We start from the raw sequence: 25,416 nt of genomic DNA on the forward strand, positions 1-25,416 counted from the left end.
GCCCATTGAGGAACCGCCCATGAAAACAACCGCAGAGTCGACCGCCCCTCACGGCCGGGACGACGCCGAACTCACGGAGTTCGGCTACAGACCCGAGCTCAAGCGCACCCTCGGCAACTTCCACACCTTCGCCGCCGGGATCAGCTACATCTCGATCCTCACCGGCACCTTCCAGCTGTTCTACTTCGGCTACGGCAGCGGCGGCCCCGCCTACTGGTGGTCGTGGCCGATGGTCTTCGTGGGCCAGTTCATGGTGGCCCTGTGCTTCGCGGAGCTCGCCGCCCGCTACCCCGTGGCGGGCTCCGTCTACAACTGGTCGAAGAAGATCGGCAATCCGCATCTGGGCTGGCTCGCCGGCTGGATGATGCTGATCGCCTCGATCGTCTCCATATCGGCCGTCGCACTGGCCTACCAGCTGACGCTGCCGCAGATCTCGTCGGTCTTCCAGTTCGTGGGGGACGGCACCGGTACCTACGACGTGGCGACCAACGCGGTCATCCTGGCCGCGGTGCTGATCCTGTTCACGACTCTCGTGAACGCCTTCGGCGTCAAGCTGATGGCACGGATCAACACGGCGGGCGTGTTCATCGAGTTGATCGCCACCGTCGTACTCATCGTCATGTTCGCGGTCCACATCACGCGTGGCCCGCAGGTCGTCATGGAGACGCACGGCACCGGCGCGGGTTACGGAAACGGCTACCTGGGCGCCTTTCTGGTGGCCTCGCTGGCCTCGGCGTACGTCATGTACGGCTTCGACACCGCCGCCTCGCTCGGCGAGGAGTCCCTGGACCCGACCCGCAACGCGCCGCGTGCGATCATCCGGGCGATCGTCGCGTCCTTCGTGCTGGGCGGCCTGATCCTGCTGCTCGCGCTGATGAGCGTGTCCAGTCTGAAGGGCGAGAAGCTGTCCACGGACGGCCTGCAGTACATCGTGCTGGACGTGCTCGGCCCGACGGCCGGCAAGGCGATGCTGTGGTGCGTGCTGATCGCGGTGACCGTGTGCGCTCTGGCCGTGCACACGGCGGCGGTCCGGCTGGCGTTCGCGATGGCCCGCGACAACAACCTGCCCGCGTCCTCGAAACTGGCCAAGTGCCACCCGCGGTTCCAGACGCCGGTCCTGCCGACCGTGATCATCGGGATCCTGGCGCTGGCGATCCTGGTGGTCAACATCCGCCAGCCGCAGATCTTCACGGTCGTCACCAGCATCGGCATCATCATGATCTACCTCGCCTACCTCGGGGTCACGGTGCCGCTGCTGGTCGCGCGGCTGCGCGGGACGTGGCAGCCCGCGGGCGAGGGCCGATTCTCCCTGGGCCGCTGGGGCCTGCCGGTCAACATCCTGGCCGTCGTGTGGGGCGCGGCCATGACGCTCAACCTGATCTGGCCCCGGGCCGCGGTCTACAACGCCGCCGCTCCCTACCACTGGTACCTGCGCTGGGGCGCGGTGCTGTTCGTCGCCGTCATCGCCGGCGGCGGCTTCGCCTACTACTGGTTCGTGCAGCGGCACCGCACCGGCGTGCTCGCCGAGCACCGTTCTCAGGCCGCGGACACCGCTGGCGTCGCCACCCCGGTGGCCGAATGAAGGCTGAAGGAGGACCCATGAGTACGCATGAGTTCGACTACGTCGTCGTCGGCGGCGGCACCGCGGGCAACGTGGTGGCGGCCCGGCTCTCCGAGGACCCCTCCGTCACGGTGTGCGTCCTGGAGGCCGGCCCGAGCGATGTCGGCGACGACGACGTCCTGCGGCTGGAGCGCTGGATGGGACTGCTGGAGTCCGGCTACGACTGGGACTACCCGGTCGAGCCGCAGGCCAGCGGCAACAGCTTCATGCGGCACGCCCGGGCGAAGGTGCTCGGCGGCTGCTCCTCCCACAACTCCTGCATCGCCTTCTGGGCCCCCGCCGAGGACCTCGACGACTGGGCGGCACGCGGCTGTACGGGCTGGGGCGCTGCCGACGTGTTCCCGCTGTACCGCCGGCTGGAGAACAACGACGCCCCGGGCGACCACCACGGCCGTACCGGCCCCGTGAAGCTGCGCACGCTGAAGAGCGACGACCCGTGCGGCACGGCCCTGCTCCAGGCGTGCGAGCAGGCGGGCATCCCCACGGTCGCCTTCAACACCGGCCGCACGGTGGTCCGGGGCGCCAACTGGTTCCAGATCAACTCCGACGAGAACAACATCCGCCAGTCCTCCTCGGTCGCCTATCTCCACCCCGTTCTCGGCAGACGCCCCAACCTGGAGGTGCGCACGGGCGTACGCGCCAAGAAGCTGCTGCTCGACGGGCGGCGCTGTGTGGGTGCCGAGTACCTCGACCCGGATCTGATCCACACCCGGACCGTACGGGCGCGGCGCGAGGTGATCGTGTCCTGCGGGGCGATCGACTCGCCGAAACTGCTGATGCTGTCGGGCATCGGGCCGGGCGGGCATCTGCGCGAGGTCGGCGTCGACGTCGTCGTGGACGCCCCGGGCGTCGGCGAGAACCTCCAGGACCACCCCGAGGGCGTCATCATGTGGGAGGCCCGGCAGCCCATGACCACCACGTCCAGCCAGTGGTGGGAGGCGGGCATCTTCTACGACACCGAGCCCGGGCTCGACCGGCCGGACCTGATGTTCCACTACGGGTCCGTGCCGTTCGACATGAACACCGCCCGGCACGGCTACCCCACGTCGGAGAACGCGTTCTGCCTCACGCCCAACGTGACGCGGGCGAGGTCCCGGGGGACGGTACGGCTGCGGACCCGGGACTACCGGGACAAGCCGAAGGTCGATCCGCGGTATTTCACGCACGAGCACGACGTGCGGGTGATGACGTACGGCCTGAAGCTGGCCCGGCGGATCGCCGGGCAGCCCGCGCTGGGCAGTTGGACGGGGGCCGAGCTGGCGCCCGGGCCCGAGGTGCGCACGGACGACGAGCTGCTCGACTACATCCACAAGACGCACAACACCGTCTATCACCCGTCCTGCACCGTGAAGATGGGGGCGGACGACGATCCGTCGGCCCCTCTGGACGCGCGGCTGCGGGTCAAGGGGGTCGAGGGGCTGAGAGTCGCCGACGGGTCGGTCATGCCCGACCTCGTCACCGTCAACCCGTGCATCACGACCATGATGATCGGCGAGAAGTGCGCGGATCTCCTGGGAGAGGACGCCTCACGCTCATGACACGGGGCGTTTGTACATCCTGGTCGCCGTGATCTCGCTGTGGACCGCCTCCCCCGCCCGGGCCTGCTGCGGCAGGCCCGGGCGGAGGTGTTCCTCGACGCTGATGTACTTCAGGCCGGCCCTCAGGTCCGCGTCGTTGCGCATGCGGATGACCAGGGGGAACTCGGCCAGCGCGGTGGTGTCGAACAGGCCCGTGGTGTACAGGAGCTGCACACCCAGGGCGTCCGACACCGCCCGCTGGAGTTCCAGCAGGTACGTGGCGTTGGCGCGGCCGATGGGGTTGTCGAGGAACAGCGTGCCGGCGTGCCGGTGCTTGTCGCGGCCCCGGTCGTTGGACCGCAGCGCGGCCATCGTGCAGTAGAGGGCGATGGCGGCGGTGAGGAGCTGGCCGCCGGAGAAGACGTCGCCCATCTGCCCGACGGGGACGCGCTCGGCGCGCAGCACGGCGTCGGGTTTGAGGATCTCGACGGCGACGCCCTTGGGCTCCAGCGCCGCCGCGACACCCCGAAGCAGCAGGGACATGCCGTCACGCCGCAGGTCGGAGTTCTTCTTGACGGCGGCGCGGGTCGCCTCGTCGATGACCTCGCCGAGCCGCTCGGTGAGGGTGGCCTGGTCGGGCTCCTCGAAGCGGATGCGGAGGAACTCCTGCCCGGACCACTCCCCGAGGCCCTCCGGGAGCCGGGAGAGCCGCTGCGCGGAGCGCAGGGTGGCCAGGGCCGACTCGACCAGGCCGCGCAGGCGGTCCACGATCGAGTCGCGGTTGCGCTCCAGCTGCTCCAGTTCGTCGGTGAGGACGCGGAGCCGGGGCGCGAAGGCGTCCGCCCACTTCTGGGCGTGCTCGGGCAGCGCGGAGGCGGGCAGTTCGCGGATCTGCTGGCGGGCCGGGGTGCGGACCTGCTCGTAGCGCGTGGAGTTGGCGTGCCGGACGAGGATGTCGCTGGCCTCACGGACGGCGGCCTCGGCGGCGGACAGGTCGGCGGCGCAGCCGCGCAGGGAGCGACGGGCCTCCGCGGCCGACTGCCGGGCCTCCTCGGGGCTGCCGGGGTACGGCTCGGGCTCCTCGTGCTCCTCGTCCGTGGTGTGTTCGCGCAGCAGGTCCCGGAGCATGGCGGCGATCTCGTCGAAGCCGCTCGCCGCGTCCTCGGCGGCGCGGTGGGCGTCGAGGAGTTCGGCGTGTGCCTCACGTGCCTGGTTCAGCGCCTCGGTGTGGGAGGCGAGTTCGGCCGTGGCGGTGCGCAGCAGGGTCTGCGCGTGCTCGGCGTCGCGCGGCTGAAGCTCGTCGGGCAGGTCGGTGTGCGTCTCGCCGTCGTCGGCGGGGGCGAGGCGCTCGGCCTCGCCGCGCAGCCGCCCCAGCTGCTCGCTCGCGGTCGACATCCGGGTCTCCAGGAGCTGCACCAGCTCCTCGGCGCGGGCGGCGGCGGCCTGGCGGCTGGGTCCGTCGGAGCCGTCGGGGGATTCGAGGAGCTGCTCCGCGCGTGTGCGGACCTTGTTGCTCAGCCGGTCCAGCTCCGCGCGGGCCGCGCTCTCGTCGCTCTCGGCACGGGCCTGCTCGGCGCGCAGGTCGGCGCCCACGCCGACCTTCTCGTACACCTGGGACGCGGCCCGGTAGGCCTCGCGCAGGGCGGGCAGGGAGGCCTTGGGCGCCTGGTCCTCCTCCGCGGGCACGTCGTCGGGTGCGCCCGCGATCTCGGAACGCTCGGCGCGCAGCGCGCGAGCGGTACGGCGGGTGTCGTCGGCGGCGCGCTGGGCGGCCCGCCGGTCCTCGTCGGCGGCCCGGGCCCGCTCCAGACAGGACTGGGCACTCGCCTCGGACTCGGCCGCCTCGTCGGCCAGTTCGCGCAGTTTGACCTGCCAGCCTGCCCGTTCGCGCAGCCGGAAGGCGAGCCCGGCGAGGGCGTCGGCGGAGCGGCGGGCCCTCTGGGCGGCCTCCTGCCGCTCGTCCCGGACGCGCGCGGCCTCGGCGGCGACCTCGTCGGCCTCGGCGCGCACGGTCCGGGCCTCGGCCAGCTCGGCCTCGGACTCCTCGGCGAACGCGCGGCTGTCGTGGGCCGCCCGGGCCAGTTCGGTCAGCCGGCCGGCGGGGCAGCCACTGCGCCAGGAGACGAGCCGGGCGGCCAGTTCGCGGTCCTTGCCGAGCCGGGCGGCGAGGGTGCGGATCTCCTCGTCCCGCTCGGTGGCCCGCGCGCGCAGCGCCTGCCGCTCCTCGTCGGCGGCGTGCTCGTCGTGCATGGCCGGGTTCGGCGGCACGAGGAACACGTCGCCGCTGTCGGAGTCCGGGGCGGGCGTCGGGGCCAGCAGGGCGGCTGCGGTGCCGACCGCCACGGCCGAGCGGGGCAGCAGCGCCGCGTCGCCCAGCGCCTCCCGTGCGCGTGCGTGGGAGTCGGGGTCGGTGATGATCACGCCGTCGACGAGTTCGGGCCGGGCGGCCAGCACGCGCGCGTGGTCCGCCGGGTCGACGGCCTGGGCGAGATAGCGCCAGCCGGGCAGCGCGGGGATGCCGTGCTCGCCGAGGAACTCGACGGTGGCCAGCACGTCCGGGCCGGGCGGCAGCAGCCCGCCGTCGCCGAGCGCGCCGAGGATGCGGGAGTCGTCGGCGGCGGCCGTGCGCAGGTCGAACAGCTGCCGCTCGGCGGAGGAGGCGGCGTCGTCGAGCAGGTCGCGCAGGTCGTCGGCGAAGCGGTCGAGTTCCTCGGGGGTGAGGCCCTGTTCGCCGGCCGGGTGCGCGGCGGGCTCGCCGTCCGTGCCGTGGCGGGGTTGCGGGATGCCCGGGCGGGTCTGCGGGGTCAGGCTGAGCAGTTCCGCAAGCCGTTCCTCGCCCGCCAGTGCCTCGGCGGTGCGGCGTTCGGCCTCGTACGAGCGCTCCGCCGCCGTGGCCGCGTCGGCGGCGCGGGCCGCGGTCAGTTCGGCGCGGGTCTCGGTGGAAGCGGCCTCGCGTGCGTGCTCCGAGGCCCGGCGGGATGCCTCGCGGGCGGTGTCCCAGGCCGCGACGGCGCTCTTCTCGGCGTCGCTGGCGGCCAGGGCCGCGCGGGCCGGGTCTGCGTCGGGCGCGGAGTCGTCGAGCCAGCCGGCCCGGACCGCTTCGGCGGTCTCCTGTTCGACCTCGGCGAGGCGCTGCTTGAGGTGACCGATCTCGCTGCGGGCGCGCTGGGCCTGGGTGGCGGCGGCGGTGGAGTCGCGGTAGGCCGCGTCGCTGACTTCTTGGAGGGCGGCGGAGCGCTCCTCCTCCTCGTTGGCGTGGCTCTCCGCCTTCTCCGCGGCGCCGTGCAGGGCCCGTACGAGGTCGACGGCGGCCTTGGAGCGGGCGGCCAGGGCGGGGGCGGCGTCCCGCTCGGCCTCCTGGATGGCGGCGGAGACACGGGTGACGCGGTCCGAGGCGGCGCGGTGGCGCAGCACGGCCTCGGCGGCCTGCCACGCCGAGTACAGCGTGCGGGCGTCGGCGAGCTCGCGCTTCTGCGCGGCGGCGGACTTCTCGGCCCCCGCGAGCGCGAGCGAGGCGTGCCGGTAGGCGAGTTCGGCGGAGATCAGCGCGCTGCGCTCGCGGGCCGCCCCGGCGTGCGTGACGGCGTACGCGGCGGCGGTGACCCGCTGGGCCAGGTCGGCGGCCCGGACCCGCTCCTGCACACCGCGCGCGGACAGCCTGCGGGCCAGGGTCCGGGTGCGGCGCTCGGCTCCGGCGTGGATGTCACGCGCGCGGGATCGGGCCTCGGCGGCCTCGACGATCCGGCCGAGGAGGTCGACGGACCCGGCGGTGAAGTCGCGTTCGGCGATCAGCTCGGCGCGTCGGCCCAGTTTGTTGCCGAAGCCGCTGACCAGGTCGGCGAGCCCGTCGGTGTCACGGGTGTCGGTGACGGCGCGCAGCAGCAGGTCGGTGAAGTCGGCGTCCTTCTTGACCGCGAAGAGACCGGCGGCCTCACCTTCGTCGGCGTTCATCTCGCGCTGGTAGCGGAAGAGCTCGGGGTCGAGGCCGAGGTCGCCGAGGTGCTCGATCCAGCGGTCGTGGGTCTCCTCCCAGTGCACTTCCAGGTGCGGGTAGTTCTTGCCCGCCTCGGTGAGGGCGTCGCGGAAGCCCTTCATGGTGCGGCGTCGCCCGCGCGCACTGGACTGGCCCTCGACCGGGGCCCGTACGGCGGTGGATTCCGCCACGGGGAGACCGTCCAGGCTCAGTCCGGGCCCGGGCCGGAAGGAGTACCAGGCCTCGGCGAACTTGCGCGGGTCGTTGGAGACCTGCCGCCCGCGCCACTCGCTGACCTTGCCGACGACGACGCACTCGCCGGTCAGCACGTGCTGCCACTCCAGCGCCACGTGCCCGCAGTCGTCGGCGAGGAGGAACTTGCGCAGCACGCCGGAGCTGGCGCCGCCGAGGGTGTTGCGGTGGCCCGGCAGCATCACGGAGAAGATCAGCTTGAGCAGCACCGACTTGCCGCCGCCGTTCTCCAGGAAGAGCACACCGGCGGGCGCGGGCCGGCGCGGCGGGCCGACCGGCTCGTCCTCGAAGAACTCCGCCTGCGTGGGCGCGGGGTCGGGGACGATCTCGCCGACCCCCCGCAGGTCAAGCACGGTGTCGGCGTAGCGCGCACCGGCGGGCCCGATCGAGTAGAGGCGGACCCGGGACAGCTCGTACATGGCGGACTCTCGTAAGTCTTCGTGAGATGGGGAGTTCAGGAGGAGTGGAACGGCAGCCCGGCGTCGGCGACCAGCTCCAGGTCGTCGCTCTCCTCGGCGGGCAGCAGCGTCGGCGTGCCGTCGGTGACCGGGACGACGCCCAGTTCCAGCAGCTCGGCCATGGCGGCGCTGCCGGCCAAGTCGCGGACCTGGAGCTGGTAGCGGGCGGTGGTGCGGTAGGTGCCGCCGTGGTCGTCGCCGGTGCGCTGCAGGAATCCGGAGTCGGTGAGGAAGGCGACGGCCTTGGCGACGATGCCGGTGGTCGAACCGGCCAGGCGGCGGGCGTCCTTGGTGGCACCGGTCGCGCTGCGCCGGACCCAGATCCGCCAGGCGGCCTCCAGGCCGGGCGCGTCGGTCGCCGGGTCGGTGTTCTCGCCCCGCTCGTCGGCGCGCTCCTCCAGGCGGCGGCAGGCCTGGCGCACGAAGGCGTCGACGCCGTTGACCGAGACGCGGCCGATGTAGCCGTCGTCGGCGAGGTCCTCGGGGCGCGGGAACGCCATGGCGGCGACGGCGAGATGGGCGAGCCCGTGCAGGAACCGGTCGCCGCCGTCGGCGGACGTACGACGCGCGTAGTCGCCCATGCGGACGGCGAACACCGAGTCCTCGGCGGCGGTCACGGCCATGCCCGCGCGGGGGGACACCTCCAGCACGATCAGGCCGAGCCCGGTCGCCACGGCGTCGGCGAGCCGCGCGAAGGGCGGGTCCTCGCGGTAGCGCCGCAGCAGGTCCGCGTACTCCTGGTCGCGGGCGGGCTGCAGCTTGGGCTGCAGGCCGAACGACACGAGCCGGGCTGCGTCGGCGGCGTCGGCGGGAGTGACGGCGGCGCAGGCCGCGGGCGCCGGTCCGTCCGGCTCGCTCCACTCGACATGCTCGCTCACGGTCGGGACTCCTTGTGCCATTCGTGCTGACTCATGCTGCTTCCGTCCGGTCCGCGGCCATCCCCGCCGCGTCCAGCAGTGCGGTGCCGACGATCAGGTCGGCCCCGCCGAACTCCGGGTCGTCGAGTTCGGTCCCGTCGTCCACGGCGAACAGCAGCTTCTGCTCGCCCTGGCGATAGGCCGTGCCGACCGGCGGGCTGGCGGCGTGCACCGCCAGCAGGGCGACCAGGTACGGCAGCTCGGGGTCCTGCCTGCGAGCCTGTGCCAGCAGTCCGGACAACCGGCGCGGCGCGTTGGCCGGCAGGGCGAGCAGTTCCTGCGCCGCCGCCATCTGCTCCTCGCTGAACCGGCTGTCGTCCGGCGTGGCGATGAGGTCCGGCTCGGGCATCTCCGCACCCAGGTGCTCCCGCTCCACCGGCGGCGTCAGCAGTATGTCGACCAGGTCGCCGACCCGGACGGAGACCGGCGTGCGCAGCCCGGTGCCGCGGCCGAAGAAGGCGTCGGTGACGCGGACGGCCTGCTCCAGCGGCAGCGGGAGCACGGGCGAGACGAGATGCCCGTAGAGGTCTATGCCCGACGTCGTCATCGGTGTGGCGAAGGCCTGCCGGTCCTGCTCGGCGCGGAACAGCGGTCCGGCCTCCAGCAGCCGGGACTGCAACTGCGTGTGCCGGCGGATGCAGTCCTTGACGATGTCGACGAGCTCCGCGGCGCGGCGCTTCTGCTCCGGGTCCTCGGACTCGTCCCGCGCCTTGCGGATGTTGGTGAGGATCGCGTTCTCGTGGCGGTAGCGGTCGGCAACGTGCTCCAGCGCCTCGGCGATCATGTCGGGCACCGTGGAGAGCCAGTCCACCGCGCGCACGTTGCGCCGGGTGGCGTCCAGGGCGCGGCGCAGGGTCTCCGAGTACTGCACGGTCCGGTAGCGGGCCTGTTCGGCCGCGAGCTGGGCGTCGGCGAGCCGGCCGCGGCTGATCAGCACCTCCAGCTTGACCTCCGCGGCGATCTGCGCGCTGGTGACGTCCGTGTCGAGGGCGCCGACGAGGACGTTGACCGCTTCGTCCGTCGTACGGAGGTAGACCGTGCCGCCGGGGCCGGGGACCTCTTCGATCAGCTTGAAGTCGTAGTCCCGGCGCACATAGGTGCCGTCCGCCCCGAACGTGCCGTACACGGCGCGGAAGCCGCGGTCGACGCTGCCGACGTTGATCAGGTTCTCCAGGACCCAGCGGGCCACCCGCTCGTGCTCGGCGGTGGGGCGCTGCGGGGCCTGGGCGGCGATGCGCGGGATGAGGCGGGCGACGATCTGGTCGTGGTCCGCGCCCGTGTCGAAGTCCATGTTCAGGGTGACCAGGTCGATCGCCGCGAGGGCGACCTCCGCCATGCCGTACACGGAGTACGCGCCGGCCAGGTTCGCCTTGCGCGCGTCCAGGTCGTGCAACGGCGCGGTGCAGGCGAGCGCGCGCAGGCGCCGCGCCAGGCCCTCGTCGGCGGCCGGCCCCGGGGCGGGGCGCGGCCCCGCGCTGAGCTGGGGCGGAACGCTGTCCGTCGATGCAGGCGAAGTCACGGTGCACAGACTAGGTCCTGGGTCTGACAACAACCCAAACGACGCGGTACGCCCCCTGGGCCGTCGGCCCCAGCCGCCCTCGCCGGCCTCCGGAGCCGCCGCCCTCAGCCACGCTCACCGACCACCTTCGGCGCCGCCGCCCTCAGCCGACGGCGCCTACCCCTGACCCGCCGCCCTCAGCCGTTCTCCCCGCCCCCTGAGCCGCCGCCCTCAGCCACGCTCGCCGACCACCTTCGGCGCCGCCGCCCTCAGCCGCCGGCGCCTACCCCTGACCCGCCGCCCTCAGCCGTTCTCCCCGCCCCCTGAGCCGCCGCCCTCAGCCACCCTCACCGAAGTCCGGAGCCGCGGCCCTCAGCCGTCCTCGCCCACCCGCCGCCGGTACACCTCCACCACGCGCTCCAGCGAGTCGTCGAGATACCCGGCGAGCAGCCCCTCGGCCCCCTCACGATCTCCGCCCTGAAGGGCCTGAAGAATCGCGACATTTCGTGCGATGTACGGCTCGTGCAGCCGCTGCGGCTCCTCCACCACATGAAACGCCAGCCGCAGTTCGGCGAAGACGCTCCGCATCAGCTCGGCGGTGCGCTCGCTCGCGGCGAGGGCGACCAGCTCCCGGTGGAAGTGGATGTTCGCGGTACCCACCGCTTTCCAGTCACCCTCCCGGGCCGCGCTCCGCCCCTCCTCGACCGCTCCGGCGAGCCCGTCCAGGCCGTACGGCGGCTCACCGAGACCGCGGACCACGGCGCACTCGACGAGCCGCCGGGTGCGGTAGATGTCCTCGACGTCCTCCACGGTCAGGACCCGGACGAAGACGCCCCGGTTCAGCTCGTGGACGAGCAGACGCTCGTGCGTGAGCAGCCGGAACGCCTCGCGCAGCGTATTGCGGGAGACGCCGAGCGCGCCTTTGATGCTGTCCTCCGACAGGCGGGTCCCGGGCGGGAAGTAGCCCTCGGCGATCCGGCTCCTGAGGATGTCCGAGACCCGCTCCGCGGTGCTGGTGCGCCCGAGGAGGGCCCGGTCGTCGGCGAGGTCCTTCAGCTGCTCTGCCATGCCGGAATTCAATCGCAGATCACAAGAACGAACCAACATGGGTATTGAGGGATCGTTGAACAATCCTCTACGGTGCTACGCATGGCGTCACGGCGGCGGGGCCGCTTTCCCCACCGCGGCGCCGACCGCTTCCGTACGGCACGGCTCACCCCGAAGCACCCTCCGTCCTCCCTCTGCGAGGTGCCCATGAGCACGACCCCTCCACCGCAGGCCCAGATCGACGACCCACGCCCCGCGACCACCGAACGCACCTCGGACGACGGGGCGTTCGGCTGGCTGCGCGCCCTGGGCCCGCGCGGCCGCCGCGCCTTCACCGGCGCCTTCGGCGGCTATGCCCTGGACTCGTACGACTACTTCACGCTGCCGCTGAGCATGGTCGCGCTGTCCGCCTACTTCGGCCTGAACAGCGGCCAGACCGGTCTCTTCACCACGGTCACTCTGGTGGTCTCCGCGGTCGGCGGCGCCCTGGCGGGCGTGCTCGCGGACCGCATCGGCCGGGTGAAGGCGCTGATGCTCACGGTGATCACGTACGCGGTGTTCACCGTCGCCTGCGGTTTCGCACCCAACTACGAGACGCTGCTGGTCTTCCGCGCGCTCCAGGGGCTCGGTTTCGGCGGCGAGTGGGCCGTCGGGGCGATCCTGGTCGCCGAGTACGCGAGCGCCAAGCACCGGGGGCGCACCCTCGGCGCGATCCAGAGCTCCTGGGCCGTGGGCTGGGGCCTCGCCGTGATCGTCTACACCCTGGTCTTCTCGGTGGCCGGCGACGACCTGGCCTGGCGCATCATGTTCTGGACCGGGGCGCTGCCCGCACTGCTCGTCATCTGGCTGCGGCGCAGTGTGCACGACGCCCCCGAGGCGGCCGCGGCTCGTGAACAGAGCACCAAGAAGGGCTCGTTCACGGCGATCTTCAAGCCCGGCCTGCTGCGGATCACCCTCTTCGCGGGGCTGCTCTCCACCGGCGTCCAGGGCGGCTACTACACGCTGGCCACCTGGGTGCCGACGTATCTGAAGTCCGAGCGCGACCTGTCGGTCGTCGGCACCGGCGGCTATCTGACGTTCCTCATATCGGGCGCCTTCATCGGCTATCTGACCGGCGGCTACCTCACCGACAAGCTGGGCCGGCGGCGCAACATCTGGCTCTTCGCCCTGCTCTCCGCGCTCTGCATCCTGGCGTACGCGAACATCCCGAGCGGCGCCAACACCCTGCTCCTGGTACTCGGTTTCCCGCTCGGGTTCTGCATGTCGGCGATCTTCAGCGGCTTCGGGTCCTACCTGAGCGAGCTGTACCCGACGGCGGTGCGCGGGACGGGGCAGGGCTTCACGTACAACACCGGGCGGGCGGTGGGTGCCGTGTTCCCGACGACGGTCGGGTTCCTGGCCGACAGCTGGGGCGTCGGCGGCGCGCTGGTCTTCGGCGCGATCGGCTACGGCATCGCGGCCCTGGCCCTGCTCGGGCTGCCGGAGACGCGTGGGAAGGAACTCGCGTGAATCGCACGGGCACCGGCACCGAGGACCGTCCGGTGGTCCTCGTCGACGAGGACGCGCACGTGTGGAGCCCCCGAGCGGCCCGCTCCCGCTTCCGGGAGGGCATGACGGGCCCCACGGCCGGGGTCGCGGCGGGGCACACCCAGGTCAACCTGATCTCGGTGCCGGCCGACTGGGCCTACGACATGCTGCTGTTCTGCCAGCGCAATCCCAAGCCCTGCCCGGTCCTCGACGTCACCGACGCCGGCTCCTGGACGACCGTGCTGGCCGAGGGCGCGGACCTGCGCACCGACCTGCCGCGCTACCGGGTCTGGCGGGACGGCGAGCTGGTGGACGAGCCGACGGACGTGCGGGCCCACTGGCGGGACGACCTGGTGTCGTTCCTCATCGGGTGCAGCTTCACCTTCGAGTGGGCGCTGGGCGAGGCGGGTGTGCCCATCCGCCACGTCGAGCAGGGCCGCAACGTCCCGATGTACGTGACGAGTCGGCAGTGCCGTCCGGCGGGGCGCCTGCACGGGCCGCTGGTGGTGTCCATGCGGCCCGTGCCGCCCCGGCAGCTGGCGGCGGCGATCCGGGAGAGCAGCCTCATGCCGGCGGTGCACGGCGGCCCCGTCCACTGCGGCCCTCCCTCGGGCCTCGGCATCGACGACCTCGGTCTCCCCGACTTCGGGGACCCGGTGGACGCCGAGCCGGACGACATCCCGGTGTTCTGGGCCTGCGGCGTGACCCCGCAGGCGTGCGTGATGGCCTCGCGTCCGCCGTTCGCCCTCACGCACGCCCTGGGGCAGATGTTCCTCACCGACGCCCGCGACGAGCAGTACCGCGTGGCCTGACAGGAGACACGGCACATGACCTCGATCGACCTGAACGCCGACCTCGGCGAGGGCTTCGGCCGCTGGCGGCTCACCGACGACGAACAGCTGCTGTCCGTCGTCACCAGCGCCAATGTGGCCTGCGGTTTCCACGCCGGGGACGCGGTCACGATGCGCCGGGTGTGCGAGCTGGCGGCCGAGCGCGGCGTCCGGATCGGCGCCCAGGTGTCCTACCGGGACCTGGCCGGGTTCGGGCGGCGCGCGATGGACGTTCCGCCCGCCGAGCTGGCGGCCGAAGTGGCCTACCAGATCGGCGCCCTGGAGGTCTTCGCCCGGGCGGCCGGTGCCCGCGTCGCCTACGTCAAACCGCACGGCGCGCTCTACAACCGGGTCGTGCACGACGAGGAGCAGGCCGCCGCGGTCGTCGACGGCGTGCTCCTCGCGGACGCCGCGCTGCCCGTCCTCGGGCTGCCCGGCTCACGCCTGCTGGGGCTGGCCGGGAAGGCCGGACTGCCGGTCGTCACCGAGGCGTTCGCGGACCGGGCGTACACCGACGCGGGCACCCTGGTGCCGCGCACCCTGGAGGGCGCCGTGGTCACCGATCCGGACGCCGTGGTGGAGCGCTCGGTGAGCCTGGCCCGGTCCGGTGAGGTCGTCTCCCACACGGGGACGCGCATCGAGGTTCGCGCGCGGTCGCTGTGCCTGCACGGCGACACCCCGGGCGCGGTGGACCTGGTGCGCCGGGTCCGCGAGCGCCTGGCGGCCTGCGGGGTCCGGGTGGAGGCCTTCGTATGAAGGTGCTGCCCGTCGGCGAGGACGCCCTGCTCGTCGAGGTCTCCTCGGGCGACCAGGCCCAGGCCCTGCACGCGGAGTTGCTGCGGCGCCGGGCGGAGGGCACCCTCTCGGCCCGCGAGATCGTGCCCGCGGCCCGCACGGTCCTCCTCGACGGCCTCGACGCCCCGGCCCGGCTGGCCGCCGAACTGACCACCGCCGACCTGCCGCCCGCTCCCCCACGCACGCGTGACGTCGTGGAGATCCCGGTGCGGTACGACGGCCCGGACCTGGCCGACGTCGCCGCCCACTGGGGCGTGCCGCGGAAGGAGGTCGCCCGCATCCACGGGGACACCGAATTCCGGGTCGCCTTCTGCGGCTTCGCACCCGGCTTCGGCTACCTCACCGGCCTGCCACCGCGCTACGACGTCCCGCGCCGGTCCACTCCGCGCACGGCCGTCCCGGCGGGGTCGGTCGCTTTGGCGGGCCCGTACACGGGCGTGTACCCGCGCTCGTCGCCGGGCGGCTGGCAGCTGATCGGCACGACGGACGCCGTGCTGTGGGACCACGCGCGTGTGCCGGCCGCGCTGCTGTCGCCGGGCACGCGCGTGCGCTTCGTCCCCGAGGCGAGGTCATGACGGACCGCGCCCTCGCCGTCGTCCGGGCCGGTGCCCTCACCACCGTGCAGGACGCGGGCCGCCCCGGACACGCCCATCTCGGCGTACCCCGCTCCGGGGCGCTGGACCGGCCCGCCGCGGACCTCGTCAACCGGCTCGTCGGCAATCCGCCCGCGGCGGCCGTGCTGGAGACGACCCTCGACGGCTGTGCCGTACGCCCCCGTTCGGCCGTCACGGTGGCGGTGGCGGGCGCGGCGTGCCGGGTCACGGTGGACGGACGTCCCGTCGCCTGGGGCGCACCGGTGCGCGTGCCCGCGGGGGCGCTGCTGGACGTCGGACCCGCCGTGTCGGGCGTACGCGCCTACCTGGGGGTCTCCGGAGGCATCGCGGTCGAGGCGGTGCTCGGAAGCCGGTCGACGGACCTGCTGTCGGGGCTCGGCCCGGCCCCTCTGGCGGTCGGCACGGTGCTGCCCCTGGGACGGCCGTCGGGCGTGCACGCGCGCGTGGACGTCGCCCCGCAGCCGGCACCACCGGCCGAGCTGGTGCTGCGGGTGACCCTCGGCCCGCGCGACGGCTGGTTCACGCCGGAGGCCGTGGACACCTTCTGCTCCCGTGCCTACCGGGTGTCGTCCGCGAGCAACCGCATCGGGCTGCGCACGGAGGGACCCGCCCTGGAGCGGGCCCGGCCGGGCGAACTCGCCAGCGAGGCCATGGTGCTGGGTGCCGTGCAGGTCCCGCCGGACGGCAGGCCGGTGGTGTTCCTCGCCGACCACCCGACCACCGGGGGCTACCCGGTGATCGCCGTGGTCCGCGCCGCCGACCTCCCGGCCGCGGCCCAGGCGGTCCCGGGCACACCGGTCCGCTTCTTGGCCGTACGCCGCCGCTAGGCCCCGCGTCTGCGGGTGACCCGGACGACAGGCCCTGGCTGGAGGACCGATGAAGATCTTGCTCCGGCCGCCGGGACCGCCCCGGACTGCCGGTACATGTCAATCGCTACGAACCGATGCAAGCCGGGCGCAATTCCAAGATCTTCAGGACTCTCCTAGGCCAGCCCTAGTAGGCCGCGTCCGCCTGTTCCGTCACCGACAGGGCGCCGAGCGCGGCGGACACCGCGGCCGAGGCCCTCAGGTCGAGCCGGGCGCTCGTGCCCCGGGCGCGGTGCCGGAGTTCGTCGGCGGCCAGGGTCAGGAGCTGGGGCAGCAGGTCGGTGCAGCGGCGCGCCACCCAGCCGGTGCCGGCCGTGGCCAGCCACCACAGGCTCGCCGAGGTCGTCGGGACGGGGAACTCGGGCTCGGGCGAGGGCGCGGGCCCCGTGGCGAGGCCGCGCTCGGCGAGCAGCGTGTGGAAGCGCAGGGCGAGTTGCCGGTGCCCGCGTTCTCCCGGGTGCAGCCGGTCCGCGCTCCACAGGGCACGGTCGGTGGTCCACTCGCCCTCGCACGCGTGCAGGTGCAGCGCCTCGTAACGCTCGGACAGGGCGTGCACCACGGTGTTCACGGCCCGTTGCCGCCGGGCGAGTGGGTTGGCGAGGGCACCCGGCAGACCGAGCATCGTCCCCGGGTCGGGCAGGCACGCGGTGAGCAGGACCGCCCCCTGTCCGGTGCAGGACGCGTACACCTGGTCGAGCCGGGCGGCCACGGCCCGGATGTCGAAGGTGCAGCGCAGGGTGTCGTTGACGCCGACGACGACGGACACGAGGTCGGGCCGCAGCTCCAGCGCGGCGGGCAGCTGCCGCTCCAGCACGTCCAGGGTCTGCGAGCCGCTCACCGCGAGGTTGGTGAACCCGACCGGCTCCTCGGCGAGTCCGTCCGCGAGCAGCGCGGCCCAGCCGCGCCACGCCCCGTCACCGACGGGATCCCCCACGCCCTCGGTGAGCGAGTCACCGAGGGCCACGAACCGCAGCGGCCCCCCGAACCGTGAGGATCCCTCGAACCTCGGGGGTCCCTCGAACCGCGGGGGTCTCATGCCACGCCCCCGGGCACGAACGGCCGGGCCGGACGCACCGGGACGGCCGCGTCGTGCGCGGCGAGAAACGCGTCGACCGCCGTGTCCCAGCCGAAGCACTCCGCACGCGCGCGTGCCGCCTCACGCCGGTCCGTCTCCGGGCGCTCCAGCAGCTGATCCACGGAGTCCGCGAAGGCCTCCCCGTGGTCCGCGGCGACGGCCCCGGCGGAGCCGATCACCTCCGACAGCGCGGACGACGCGCTCGCCACCACGGGCGTGCCGCAGGCCATGGCCTCCAGCGCGGCGAGCCCGAAGGTCTCGGCGGGCCCCGGCGCCAGGGCCAGGTCGGCGGACGCCTGGAGCGCGCCGAGCAGTCCCCGGTCGGAGACGTGCCCGAGGAAGGTGACCGGCAGGCCGCTCTCGCGCGCCCGCTGTTCGAGCCGGGAGCGCAGCGGACCGTCCCCGGCCACCACCAGCACGGCCCGCCGCCCGCGCCGCCGCAGCGCCTCCAGGGCGTCCAGCGCCGTGCCGGGCCGCTTCTCCACGGACAGCCGCGAGCACATCACGAGCAGCGTCTCGTCCTCGCGTGCGTGCCTGGCCCGTACCTGCGGGTCGCGCAGCGCCGGGTGCCGCCGCACCAGGTCGACACCGAGCGGCGCCCGGAGGACGTTGCGGGCGCCGATCCGCACGAACTCGCGCTCGGCGAACTCGGTGGTGCACACCACGCGCGAGTAGGTGTGGGCCGTACGGACGTTGAGGGCGTCGGCGGCGCGCCGGGCGGCTCCCTCGGGCACACCCCAGGTACGCAGCACCCCGTCGGCCGTCTCGTGGGAGACCATCACGGACGGGACCCGGGCGCGCCGCGCCCACCTGCCGGTCCACCTCAGGGTCGTGCGGTCGGACACCTCCAGCCGGTCCGGCGCGAGCTCCTCCAGCAGCCGGGCGACCCGACGCTTGTCGGCGAGGACGCGGTAGCCGCCGGTGCCGGGCAGCAGCGGCCCGGGGAGGGTGATCACCCTCCCCTGCTCGCTCTCGTGGTCGCTGACGCGCTCGCCGGGGATCACGAGGACGGGGTCGTGCCCCGCGGCCTTGAAGCCCTTGCCGAGTTCGCGCAGCGCGGTGCGCAGTCCGCCGGACGAGGGGGCGACGAAGTTGGCGAGCCGGACGATCCGCAGCGCCTGGCGGCCGCTGCCGGGACGGGAGTCGCTCATGCCGCCACCGCCGTCCGCCGCCCGGCGAGCACCTTGGTGTAGTGCCCGATCAGCCGGTCGCCGACGGCCGCCCAGGTACGGCCCTCGACGGTGGCGCGTCCGGCGGCGCCGAATGCGGTCCGCACTCCGGGATCGGCGGCCAGGGACCGCACCGCGTCCCGTACGGCGGTCGCGTCGCGCGGCGGCACGAGCAGCCCGGTGTGCCCGTGGGCGACCAGGTCCAGCGGCCCGCCCGCGGCGGGCGCCACCACCGGCAGACCGCTGGCCATGGCCTCCTGGACCGTCTGGCAGAAGGTCTCGAAGGGGCCCGTGTGCGCGAAGACGTCGAACGAGGCGAAGACCCGGGCGAGGTCGTCACCGGTGCGCCGGCCGAGGAAGACGGCGCCGGGCAGGGCCTGTTCCAGGCCGGGCCGGCTGGGGCCGTCGCCGACGATCACGACCCGGACGCCCTCCAGGCCGCAGACGCCGGCGAGGAGTTCGACCTGCTTCTCGGGGGCGAGCCGGCCGACGTAGCCGACGATCAGCTCGCCGTTCGGGGCGAGTTCGCGGCGCAGGGCCTCGTCGCGCCGGTCGGGCCGGAAGCGCTCGGTGTCCACGCCGCGCGGCCACAGCTCGACCCGGGGTACTCCGTGGGTCGCCAGGTCGTGCAGGGCGGCGCTGGACGGGGCGAGGGTGAGGTCGGCGGCGCCGTGGACGGAGCGGATGCGCCGCCAGGCGGCGGCCTCTCCGGCGCCCATGTAGGTGCGGGCGTAGCCGGCCAGATCGGTCTGGTAGACGGCGACGGCGGGGATGCCGAGGCGGGCGGCGGCGGCCATGCCGCGTACGCCGAGGACGAAGGGGCTGGCGAGGTGGACCACGTCGGCACGGTGCTCGACGAGGGTGGCGGCCAGGCGGCGGCTGGGGAGGGCGACGCGGACCTGGGGGTAGCCGGGGAGCGGGAGGGAGGGGACGTGGACGACGGGGCACGGCGCGAAGGCGTCGGGCTTGTGCCCGGGCGCGGGGGCCGGGGCGACGACGACGGGGGCGTGACCGCGATCGACGAGGTGCCGGGCGGTCTGGAGCGCGCAGTGGGCCACGCCGTTCACGTCGGGGGGAAATGATTCGGTCACGATGACGACACGCATACCGGTGTTGTCGCCGGGCCGGACGTGGCCGCGTCAACGTGGATCTTTCCGGACGAGGAACGTCCTATGAGCGTTCTGAGGTGCACCCGCGCAGGTCAGGGGGTGTCCATGCCCTCCTGACCCGCGGGTCACCCCGTGTTCACCCCGGAGGCACGAATCCGCCCCCGCGTCCCCTCGGGGAAGGGGTCACACAGCGGCATCCCCCGGGCCGATCCGGCTGCGTACGGCCGTCTGCACCTCGGCCTCCTCGGCCGGGTCGGCGGCGAGCCGGCGCAGGCGCTCGACGACGCGGGCGTCTCCCGTCTCGGCGTGCCGGGCGGCGATCTCCCGGGTGGTCTCCTCGCAGTCCCACAGGCACTCGACGGCGAAGCCGGTGGCGAAGGAGGGGTCGGTGGCGGCGAGGGCCCGGGCGGCCCGGCCGCGCAGATGGGAGGAGGCGGTCTCGCGATAGACGTGGCGCAGCACGGGAGCGGCGCAGGCGATGCCGAGCCGTCCGGTGCCGTCCACGAGGGTCCACAGGGCCGGTGCGTCCGGGCCTTCGCCCCGTACGGCCTCCCGCAGCGCCGCGAGGACCAGGTCGCGGTCCTGGACTCCGCCCCGGCAGGCGAGGACGCGGCCGGCGGCGGCGCCGAGCGCGTCTGGCCGCCGGGCCCAGCGGCGCGCCCGGTCCACCGCGGCCAGCGAGCGCATCCGCTCGAAGGCGTCGACGGCGGCGTCCGCGACGAGCGTCGAGCCGGTGGCCACGGCGCCCTCGATCAGATCGAGGGCCTCGGGATCATTGCCGTCGGCGAGGTACCTGAGGGCCGTGCACCGGGCTCCGTCGGTGCCGTCCTGCGCCGCCCGGACGATCTCGGCCCGGTCTTCGGGGCCCGCCACGGCGGTCAGGCAGCGGGCGGCCGGCACATGGAGGGCGGCACCCCGATCGATGCCCTGCTGGGCCCATTCGAAGACGGCTTGCACGCTCCAGCCCGGGCGGGGGCCGGACGGTCGCATCTGCCGCTGCCAGCGGTCGAAACAGCCCGTCTCGTGGGCGGCACGCACGCGTGCGGCGACGGATTCGCGCGGATCCTCGGCCCACAACCGCCAGGGCCGGGGCTCGAAGGCGTCCCGGACGGTGGCGGCCAGCTCGGCATCGCCCTCCGGGTCCGCGGGGAACCGGGCGAGGACGGGTGCGGCGAGGGCGCGCAGTCCCGCGTCGTCGTCCCTGAGGGCCAGTTCGTCGAGGGCCCAGGCCCAGTTGGAACCGTGGGCGGCGTACCTGCGCAGCAGTTCGAGCGCGTCCCGCCTGCCGTAGGAGGCGAGGTGCCCGAGAACGGCCAGGGCGAGCCCGGTGCGTGACTCGTCGCCGTCGAGGACGTCCTCGGCGCGGAAGAGATGGGCCTCGACCTCGTCCAGCTCGCCGCCCAGGTCGAGGAAGAGGCGGGCGTAGTAGAGGGAGCGGTTCTCCACCTGCCAGTCGTGGCGGGGATCGCGCAGCACACAGTGGTTCAGCGCCGCCAGCGCCTCGGGGCGCGGGGCGGTGAGCGCGTGCAGCGTGCCGTCGCCGCGGCCCCGCTGAAGCAGGCCGAGCAGCGTACCGCTGGGCGCTATGACCGGATCGAACATGGGAAACAGCCTCACATCAAGCGTCGACGCAACCGGGGACGTGTACTACCTGGCCGCGCGACAACACGTCGGAGTGCCCGCCGTTTCCTGCTTGCTGTAGACCATCTTCCTCTGCCTCTCGTCGGTGGCCCTTGCGGACCGCGTCACGGCCCGCGCGGTGCGGCAACACCTGCCCAACCATCACGTCCGTGAACCACGTCGTCATGATGACTCGGCACTCTCGTCTGCCGCGACCGAAATTTCGGCGGCCCTGTACCGCCTCCCCCGTTTTCTGTGTTTTTGCTGGTCAGACCTGTCGGTTCAGTGCTCGCCGAACAGTTCGAGCAATTCCGTCCGGCCGAACATCCGGGCGGTGTCGACCGCCGAGGGCGTGCCGGCGGACGGGTCGGCGCCGCCCTCGAGAAGGGCCTTGATCACGTCCGATTCGCCCTTGAAGACCGCTCCGGCGAGCGGGGTCTGGCCCCGGTCGTTGATCCGGTCGGCCTCGGCACCCCGCTCCAGCAGCGCGCGCACCGCGTCGGAGTGGCCGTGGTAGGCGGCGAGCATCACGAGCGAGTCGCCCCGGTCGTTGGTGAGATTGGCCGGAACACCCGCGTCGACGTACGCCACGAGCGTCTCGGTCTGTCCCCGCCGGGCCAGATCGAAGATCTTGGTCGCCAGCTCCACGACCTCGGGGTCGGGGACTTCGGTCATCGGACGGACCGCCTCTCCACTACGCATCGCCGCCGGTGCGTACGCCTGCGAGGGGCGCAGCCGTACGAGTGAATCGCCAGGGTACTGGCTCGCGCGGCACATGACCCGATGTGCCCGAGGTAAAGATCAGCACAGACCCGGACAAGCGCAACAGCCCGGCTCCACCGCCGGGCCCGGGACCACTCCGCCACACAGGGAGAATCGTCCGAATTTAACCCAGTTGCACCTTTTATCGCATGGATACATCCTGTGAGCCTGGAAGTACTCATGGTGACTGTCCCCGCGAACCAGGAGAACTCAAATGATCCTCTCCATCTCAGGCGTGGTCCTGCTCGGCGTCGTCGTCTTCATCTTCTTCCGCAAGGACGGGCTGAAGGCGTCGCATGCCGTGGTCGCCATGCTGTTCGGCTTCTATCTGGCGAGTACGGCCATCGCTCCGAGCATCAAGGCGGGCGGCGAGAGCCTGGCGAGCCTCCTCGGCGGAATCAAGTTCTGACGACCCCGTCCTCCGTACGTATCCCGCCCGTACGCACTCACTGGAGGCAGTAGTGGCCCGGCGCCCCCTCCCCCGCATTCTGAGCAACGGCAGCGCGCAGCTCGCCCGGAGCCGGGAGCTGGCCCGGACGGCCGCCGACAGCGCCACGGACGTCCTTCACCCGCTGATCACGATCACGCGGGGTCTGCGCCGGCTGGCAGCGGCCGGGCGGCGCAGATGGGCCGAGACCCCCAAGGAGAGACGGGGGGCGCTGCTGTTCCTGGTGGCCTCCGTGGTCCTGGTCGTGGCACTGGTGCCGTACGGACCGCTGCTCGCCGCCATCACCCTCATGGCGGCGGCGGCCTGGCAGGGCCGGGACCGCTCTCCGGCGGCGTCCGACGGGCCCGACGAGTCGCAGACCCAGCGGCTGAAGTCGCTGTACGAGGCGCTCGTGCCCTACTTCTCCGCCGCCGAGGACCCCGAGCCGCTGTACTTCCACGGCGGCGCGTGGGACAAGGCCTTCCCCACCTACGCCTTCGACGGCGGGGGCCGGATCTCGCAGCTGGTGGTCCGCTACCCGGCGTACTTCACCGACGGCGAGGCCGAGGCCCGCGCCCGGATCGAGCACCTCCTCGCGGCCAAGTCGGGCCGGGGCCGCGAATACCACTTCACGTGGGACGAGGAGGGCAATCAGTTGACGGTCGGCGTGCTCCTGCCGCTGCCCGTCGACATCGCCGCGCAGCGTTTCGTCACCACCCCCGGCGAGACGGTCCTCGGCTTCACCGACCCCACCCGGGTCCAGCGCACCCTCCCCCTCACCATCGGGGAGAAGCAGCGGGACGTGCCGCCGGTCGTCTGGCGCACGGGCCTGCGCTCCACCGAGCCGCACCTGCTGGCGCTCGGCCAGCCGGGCAGCGGCACCTCCACCCTGCTGCGGTCCATCGCGCTGCAGGCCCTGCAGTACGGCGACGTGGTGATCGTCGACGGCGGGGGCACCGGCGAGTACGCCTGCCTGACCGGCCGGGACGGCGTCCTGGCCGTGGAGGCCGGGCTGGCCGGGGTCACGGCCAGTCTGGAGTGGGTCGCGACCGAGACGGAGCGCCGCCTCATCGCCGCCAACCGGGCCCACCAGGCGGGCGACCCGCCGCCCGACGACACCAAGCGGCCCCTGTGGGTCCTCCTCGACCGTCCGACGGCCTTCACCCATCTGGCCACCGCGGACGGCCGAAAGGACCCGCAGTACCTCCTCCAGGTCCCCCTCCGGCACGGCCGCCCGGCGAACGTGACGGTGGTCGTGGCCGACCAGCTGGACAGCCTCGACGCGCTCAGCGAGCCGGTACGCCAGCACACCCGCGCCCGCGTGGTCCTGGGCCCCGCGACGGCGGAGCAGCTCGAGTCGGTCCTGGGCGCACCCCCGCACACGACACCGATCGACGAGGTCCCACCCGGCCGTGGCTACGCCCGGCTGGGCTGCGGCCCGGTCCACCGCCTCCAGGTCCCCGCCACCCCGAACCCCTACGACGACGCCACGCCCGACGCCCTGTGCGAGGCCGTCCTGGACCTTCTCCCGCCGCGCACGACCCCGGCGGACGGGGAGACGATCCCGGAGCAGGACCAGTCGGAGGGCGAGCCGGGGCGGGTAGCGGCCGAGGGGGAACCGGAATCCGTGCCAACGGCTCCGGAGGCGCCGGAATCAGAGCCGGAGGCGACCCCCGTCCTGACCAAGGAGCCCCTGCGGAACCCGGGACCGGTGCTGACCGAGGAGAAGTAGCCACGGGCCTCGGGCCGGCGGCGGGCACGCTCCCCCGGCGGCCACCCCCGTCGCCTCTCAGGCCACGAACGTACGCGGCGCCTCCGCGTTCCCCACCGCGCCGCTCTCCACCAGCCCCGCCGCCGCCGCCAGCCGCACCGCCGCCTCCTCGGCCACGGCCCCGCCGACGGTGAACGGCAGCCGCACATACCCCTCGAACGCCCCGTCCACCCCGAACCGCGGCCCGGACGGCACCCGGACTCCCACGCGCTCCCCCGCTTCGGCCAGCCGCGAACCGGACAGGCCCCCCGTGCGCACCCAGAGCGTCAACCCGCCCTGGGGCACCTCGAACTCCCACTCGGGCAGCTCCCGCCGCACCGCGGTCACCAGCTCGTCCCGGTTCGCCCGTGCCTGCGCCCGCCGCACCTCCACGGCCTGCTCCCAGCCCCCGGTCCCGAACAGCCAGTTCACCGCCAGCTGCTCCAGGACCGGTGTGCCGAGATCGGCGTACGCCCGGGCGGCGACCAGGCTGCGGATCACGTCCGGCGCGGCCCGCACCCAGCCGATCCGCATCCCGGCCCAGAACGCCTTGCTCGCCGAACCCACCGTGATCACGGTGGATCCGGCCGGGTCGAACGCGCACACCGGCCGCGGCATCTCCACCTCCGGATCCAGCCACAGCTCGCTCATCGTCTCGTCGGCGATCAGCACCGTCCCCGCGGACCGCGCCGCGTCCACCAGCCGTCGCCGCTGGTCCTCGTCGGCGAGCGCCCCGGTCGGGTTGTGGAAGTCGGCGACGACGTACGCGATGCGGGGCGCGGCGTCCCTCAGGACCTGCCGCCAGCGGTCCATGTCCCAGCCGGTGAGCCCCTCGGCCATGGCGACGGGCACGAGCCGGGCCCCGGCCTCCCGCATCAGCTGGAGGATGTTGGCGTAGGAGGGCGACTCGACCGCGATGCGCTCGCCGCGCCCGGCGAACAGATGACAGATGGCGTCGATCGCGCCCATCGCCCCGGTCGTCACCATGATCTGCTCGGGCATGGTCGGGATCCCGCGCGCGGTGTACCGCTCGGCGATCATCGCCCGCAGCGCGGGGAGTCCGGCGGGGTAGTCGCCGTGCGTGTGCGCGTAGGGCGGCAGTTCCTCCAGCGCGCCCTGGACGGCCCGGGTGAGCCAGGGCTCGGGAGCGGGCAGTGCGGCGCACCCGAGGTCGATCAGCGACCCGAGGGCCTCCGGCGGAAGGGGTTCCAGCCCCCGCGCGGGCAGCGGGTTCCCGGCCGGGACTGCGGTCCAACTGCCCGCGCCCCGCCGGGACTCCAGGAACCCCTCGCTGCGCAGCGCCTCGTAGGCGGCGGCCACCGTCGTACGGCTGACGGAGAGGGAGAGGGCCAGTTCGCGTTCGGCGGGCAGCCGGGCGGCCACCGGGACTCGCCCTTCGAGCACCAGCAGCCGGATGCCGTCGGCGAGCGCGCGGTACGCCGGCGGCCGGCGCGTGCCGGGCCCCGCCGGGCGGTCCTGCTGGGAGCTGAGAAGCCGGGCGAGCTGCGCCGCACCCACGGCCGAGGTCCACTCCGCCATCGAAATCAGTCCACCTTCCCCGGATTGGCCATGGATGGCCTCTCCATCCA

At 73.6% G+C, this 25,416-nt stretch carries 19 protein-coding genes; 9 read left to right on the plus strand and 10 right to left on the minus strand.

The features are described from left to right. Positions 1 to 19: 19 nt before the first annotated feature. Positions 20 to 1,582 (plus strand): APC family permease, encoded by a 1,563-nt coding sequence (locus HDC93_RS08940; protein WP_185008964.1) that lies wholly within the window; start codon positions 20 to 22, stop codon positions 1,580 to 1,582. Positions 1,583 to 1,599: 17 nt separating this feature from the next. Continuing rightward, entirely contained in the window at positions 1,600 to 3,159 is a 1,560-nt protein-coding gene (locus HDC93_RS08945) for a GMC family oxidoreductase (protein WP_185008966.1), read from the plus strand. Here the strand turns inward: HDC93_RS08945 and HDC93_RS08950 are convergent. From HDC93_RS08950 to HDC93_RS08965, 4 genes are all read right to left on the minus strand, one after another. Beyond that, positions 3,154 to 7,782, minus strand: coding sequence for a hypothetical protein (locus tag HDC93_RS08950; protein WP_185008968.1), 4,629 nt, complete (start codon positions 7,780 to 7,782; stop codon positions 3,154 to 3,156). The two genes, HDC93_RS08945 and HDC93_RS08950, sit on opposite strands and share 6 nt — an antisense overlap. 35 nt (positions 7,783 to 7,817) lie before the next feature. Next, on the minus strand, positions 7,818 to 8,699 hold the full coding sequence (locus tag HDC93_RS08955; RefSeq protein ID WP_185008970.1) for a hypothetical protein: 882 nt from the start codon (positions 8,697 to 8,699) through the stop codon (positions 7,818 to 7,820). 31 nt (positions 8,700 to 8,730) lie between these two features. Next, complete coding sequence (locus tag HDC93_RS08960; RefSeq protein ID WP_185008972.1) at positions 8,731 to 10,257, minus strand: hypothetical protein; 1,527 nt, start codon at positions 10,255 to 10,257, stop codon at positions 8,731 to 8,733. A 351-nt stretch (positions 10,258 to 10,608) separates the two neighbouring features. Further along, positions 10,609 to 11,304 carry a GntR family transcriptional regulator gene (locus tag HDC93_RS08965; RefSeq protein WP_185008974.1) on the minus strand — a complete coding sequence of 232 codons (696 nt, stop codon included), beginning with the start codon at positions 11,302 to 11,304 and terminating at the stop codon, positions 10,609 to 10,611. Between the two features lie 186 nt (positions 11,305 to 11,490). Between HDC93_RS08965 and HDC93_RS08970 the strand changes: the two genes are divergently transcribed. From HDC93_RS08970 to HDC93_RS08990, 5 genes are read left to right on the plus strand one after another with little or no spacing between them, the layout of a single operon-like run. Then, on the plus strand, positions 11,491 to 12,792 hold the full coding sequence (locus tag HDC93_RS08970; protein WP_185008975.1) for an MFS transporter: 1,302 nt from the start codon (positions 11,491 to 11,493) through the stop codon (positions 12,790 to 12,792). Beyond that, complete coding sequence (locus HDC93_RS08975; protein ID WP_185008977.1) at positions 12,789 to 13,622, plus strand: putative hydro-lyase; 834 nt, start codon at positions 12,789 to 12,791, stop codon at positions 13,620 to 13,622. The genes HDC93_RS08970 and HDC93_RS08975 overlap by 4 nt, the downstream gene beginning before the upstream one ends. A 15-nt stretch (positions 13,623 to 13,637) precedes the next feature. Next, positions 13,638 to 14,396: a LamB/YcsF family protein gene (locus tag HDC93_RS08980; protein WP_185008979.1), complete on the plus strand. Its 759-nt coding sequence runs from the start codon at positions 13,638 to 13,640 to the stop codon at positions 14,394 to 14,396. Next, a complete protein-coding gene (locus HDC93_RS08985) occupies positions 14,393 to 15,010 on the plus strand; it encodes an allophanate hydrolase subunit 1 (RefSeq protein ID WP_185008981.1) in 618 nt (205 codons plus the stop codon). The genes HDC93_RS08980 and HDC93_RS08985 overlap by 4 nt, the downstream gene beginning before the upstream one ends. Beyond that, positions 15,007 to 15,876: a biotin-dependent carboxyltransferase family protein gene (locus tag HDC93_RS08990; RefSeq protein WP_185008984.1), complete on the plus strand. Its 870-nt coding sequence runs from the start codon at positions 15,007 to 15,009 to the stop codon at positions 15,874 to 15,876. Before HDC93_RS08985 ends, HDC93_RS08990 begins: the two co-directional genes overlap by 4 nt. A 166-nt stretch (positions 15,877 to 16,042) precedes the next feature. On the opposite strand, the gene HDC93_RS08995 is transcribed toward HDC93_RS08990, so the two are convergent. The 5 genes from HDC93_RS08995 to HDC93_RS09015 form a co-directional block, all read right to left on the minus strand. After that, positions 16,043 to 16,951, minus strand: coding sequence for an SGNH/GDSL hydrolase family protein (locus HDC93_RS08995; protein ID WP_260419507.1), 909 nt, complete (start codon positions 16,949 to 16,951; stop codon positions 16,043 to 16,045). Continuing rightward, positions 16,948 to 18,141: a glycosyltransferase gene (locus HDC93_RS09000; RefSeq protein ID WP_185008986.1), complete on the minus strand. Its 1,194-nt coding sequence runs from the start codon at positions 18,139 to 18,141 to the stop codon at positions 16,948 to 16,950. Before HDC93_RS09000 ends, HDC93_RS08995 begins: the two co-directional genes overlap by 4 nt. Then, positions 18,138 to 19,265: a glycosyltransferase family 1 protein gene (locus HDC93_RS09005; protein ID WP_185008988.1), complete on the minus strand. Its 1,128-nt coding sequence runs from the start codon at positions 19,263 to 19,265 to the stop codon at positions 18,138 to 18,140. The genes HDC93_RS09000 and HDC93_RS09005 overlap by 4 nt, the downstream gene beginning before the upstream one ends. 186 nt (positions 19,266 to 19,451) lie before the next feature. Further along, complete coding sequence (locus HDC93_RS09010) at positions 19,452 to 20,870, minus strand: HEAT repeat domain-containing protein (RefSeq protein WP_185008990.1); 1,419 nt, start codon at positions 20,868 to 20,870, stop codon at positions 19,452 to 19,454. 300 nt (positions 20,871 to 21,170) lie between these two features. Next, entirely contained in the window at positions 21,171 to 21,563 is a 393-nt protein-coding gene (locus HDC93_RS09015) for an ankyrin repeat domain-containing protein (protein ID WP_185008992.1), read from the minus strand. 301 nt (positions 21,564 to 21,864) lie between these two features. Here HDC93_RS09015 and HDC93_RS09020 point away from each other — a divergent pair, with 301 nt between their 5' ends. Together HDC93_RS09020 and HDC93_RS09025 are read left to right on the plus strand one after the other, a co-directional pair. Next, positions 21,865 to 22,059 (plus strand): hypothetical protein, encoded by a 195-nt coding sequence (locus tag HDC93_RS09020; RefSeq protein ID WP_185008994.1) that lies wholly within the window; start codon positions 21,865 to 21,867, stop codon positions 22,057 to 22,059. Positions 22,060 to 22,111: 52 nt separating this feature from the next. After that, on the plus strand, positions 22,112 to 23,809 hold the full coding sequence (locus HDC93_RS09025; protein ID WP_185008996.1) for a hypothetical protein: 1,698 nt from the start codon (positions 22,112 to 22,114) through the stop codon (positions 23,807 to 23,809). 57 nt (positions 23,810 to 23,866) lie between these two features. Here HDC93_RS09025 and HDC93_RS09030 read toward each other — a convergent pair whose 3' ends face one another. Further along, the gene (locus HDC93_RS09030; RefSeq protein WP_185008998.1) at positions 23,867 to 25,366 is read right to left on the minus strand and encodes a PLP-dependent aminotransferase family protein; all 1,500 of its coding nucleotides are present in this window, start codon (positions 25,364 to 25,366) and stop codon (positions 23,867 to 23,869) included. Between the last annotated feature and the right edge of the window lie 50 nt (positions 25,367 to 25,416).

Source organism: Streptomyces sp. AK010, assembly GCF_014207295.1.
Lineage (GTDB): Bacteria > Actinomycetota > Actinomycetes > Streptomycetales > Streptomycetaceae > Streptomyces > Streptomyces massasporeus.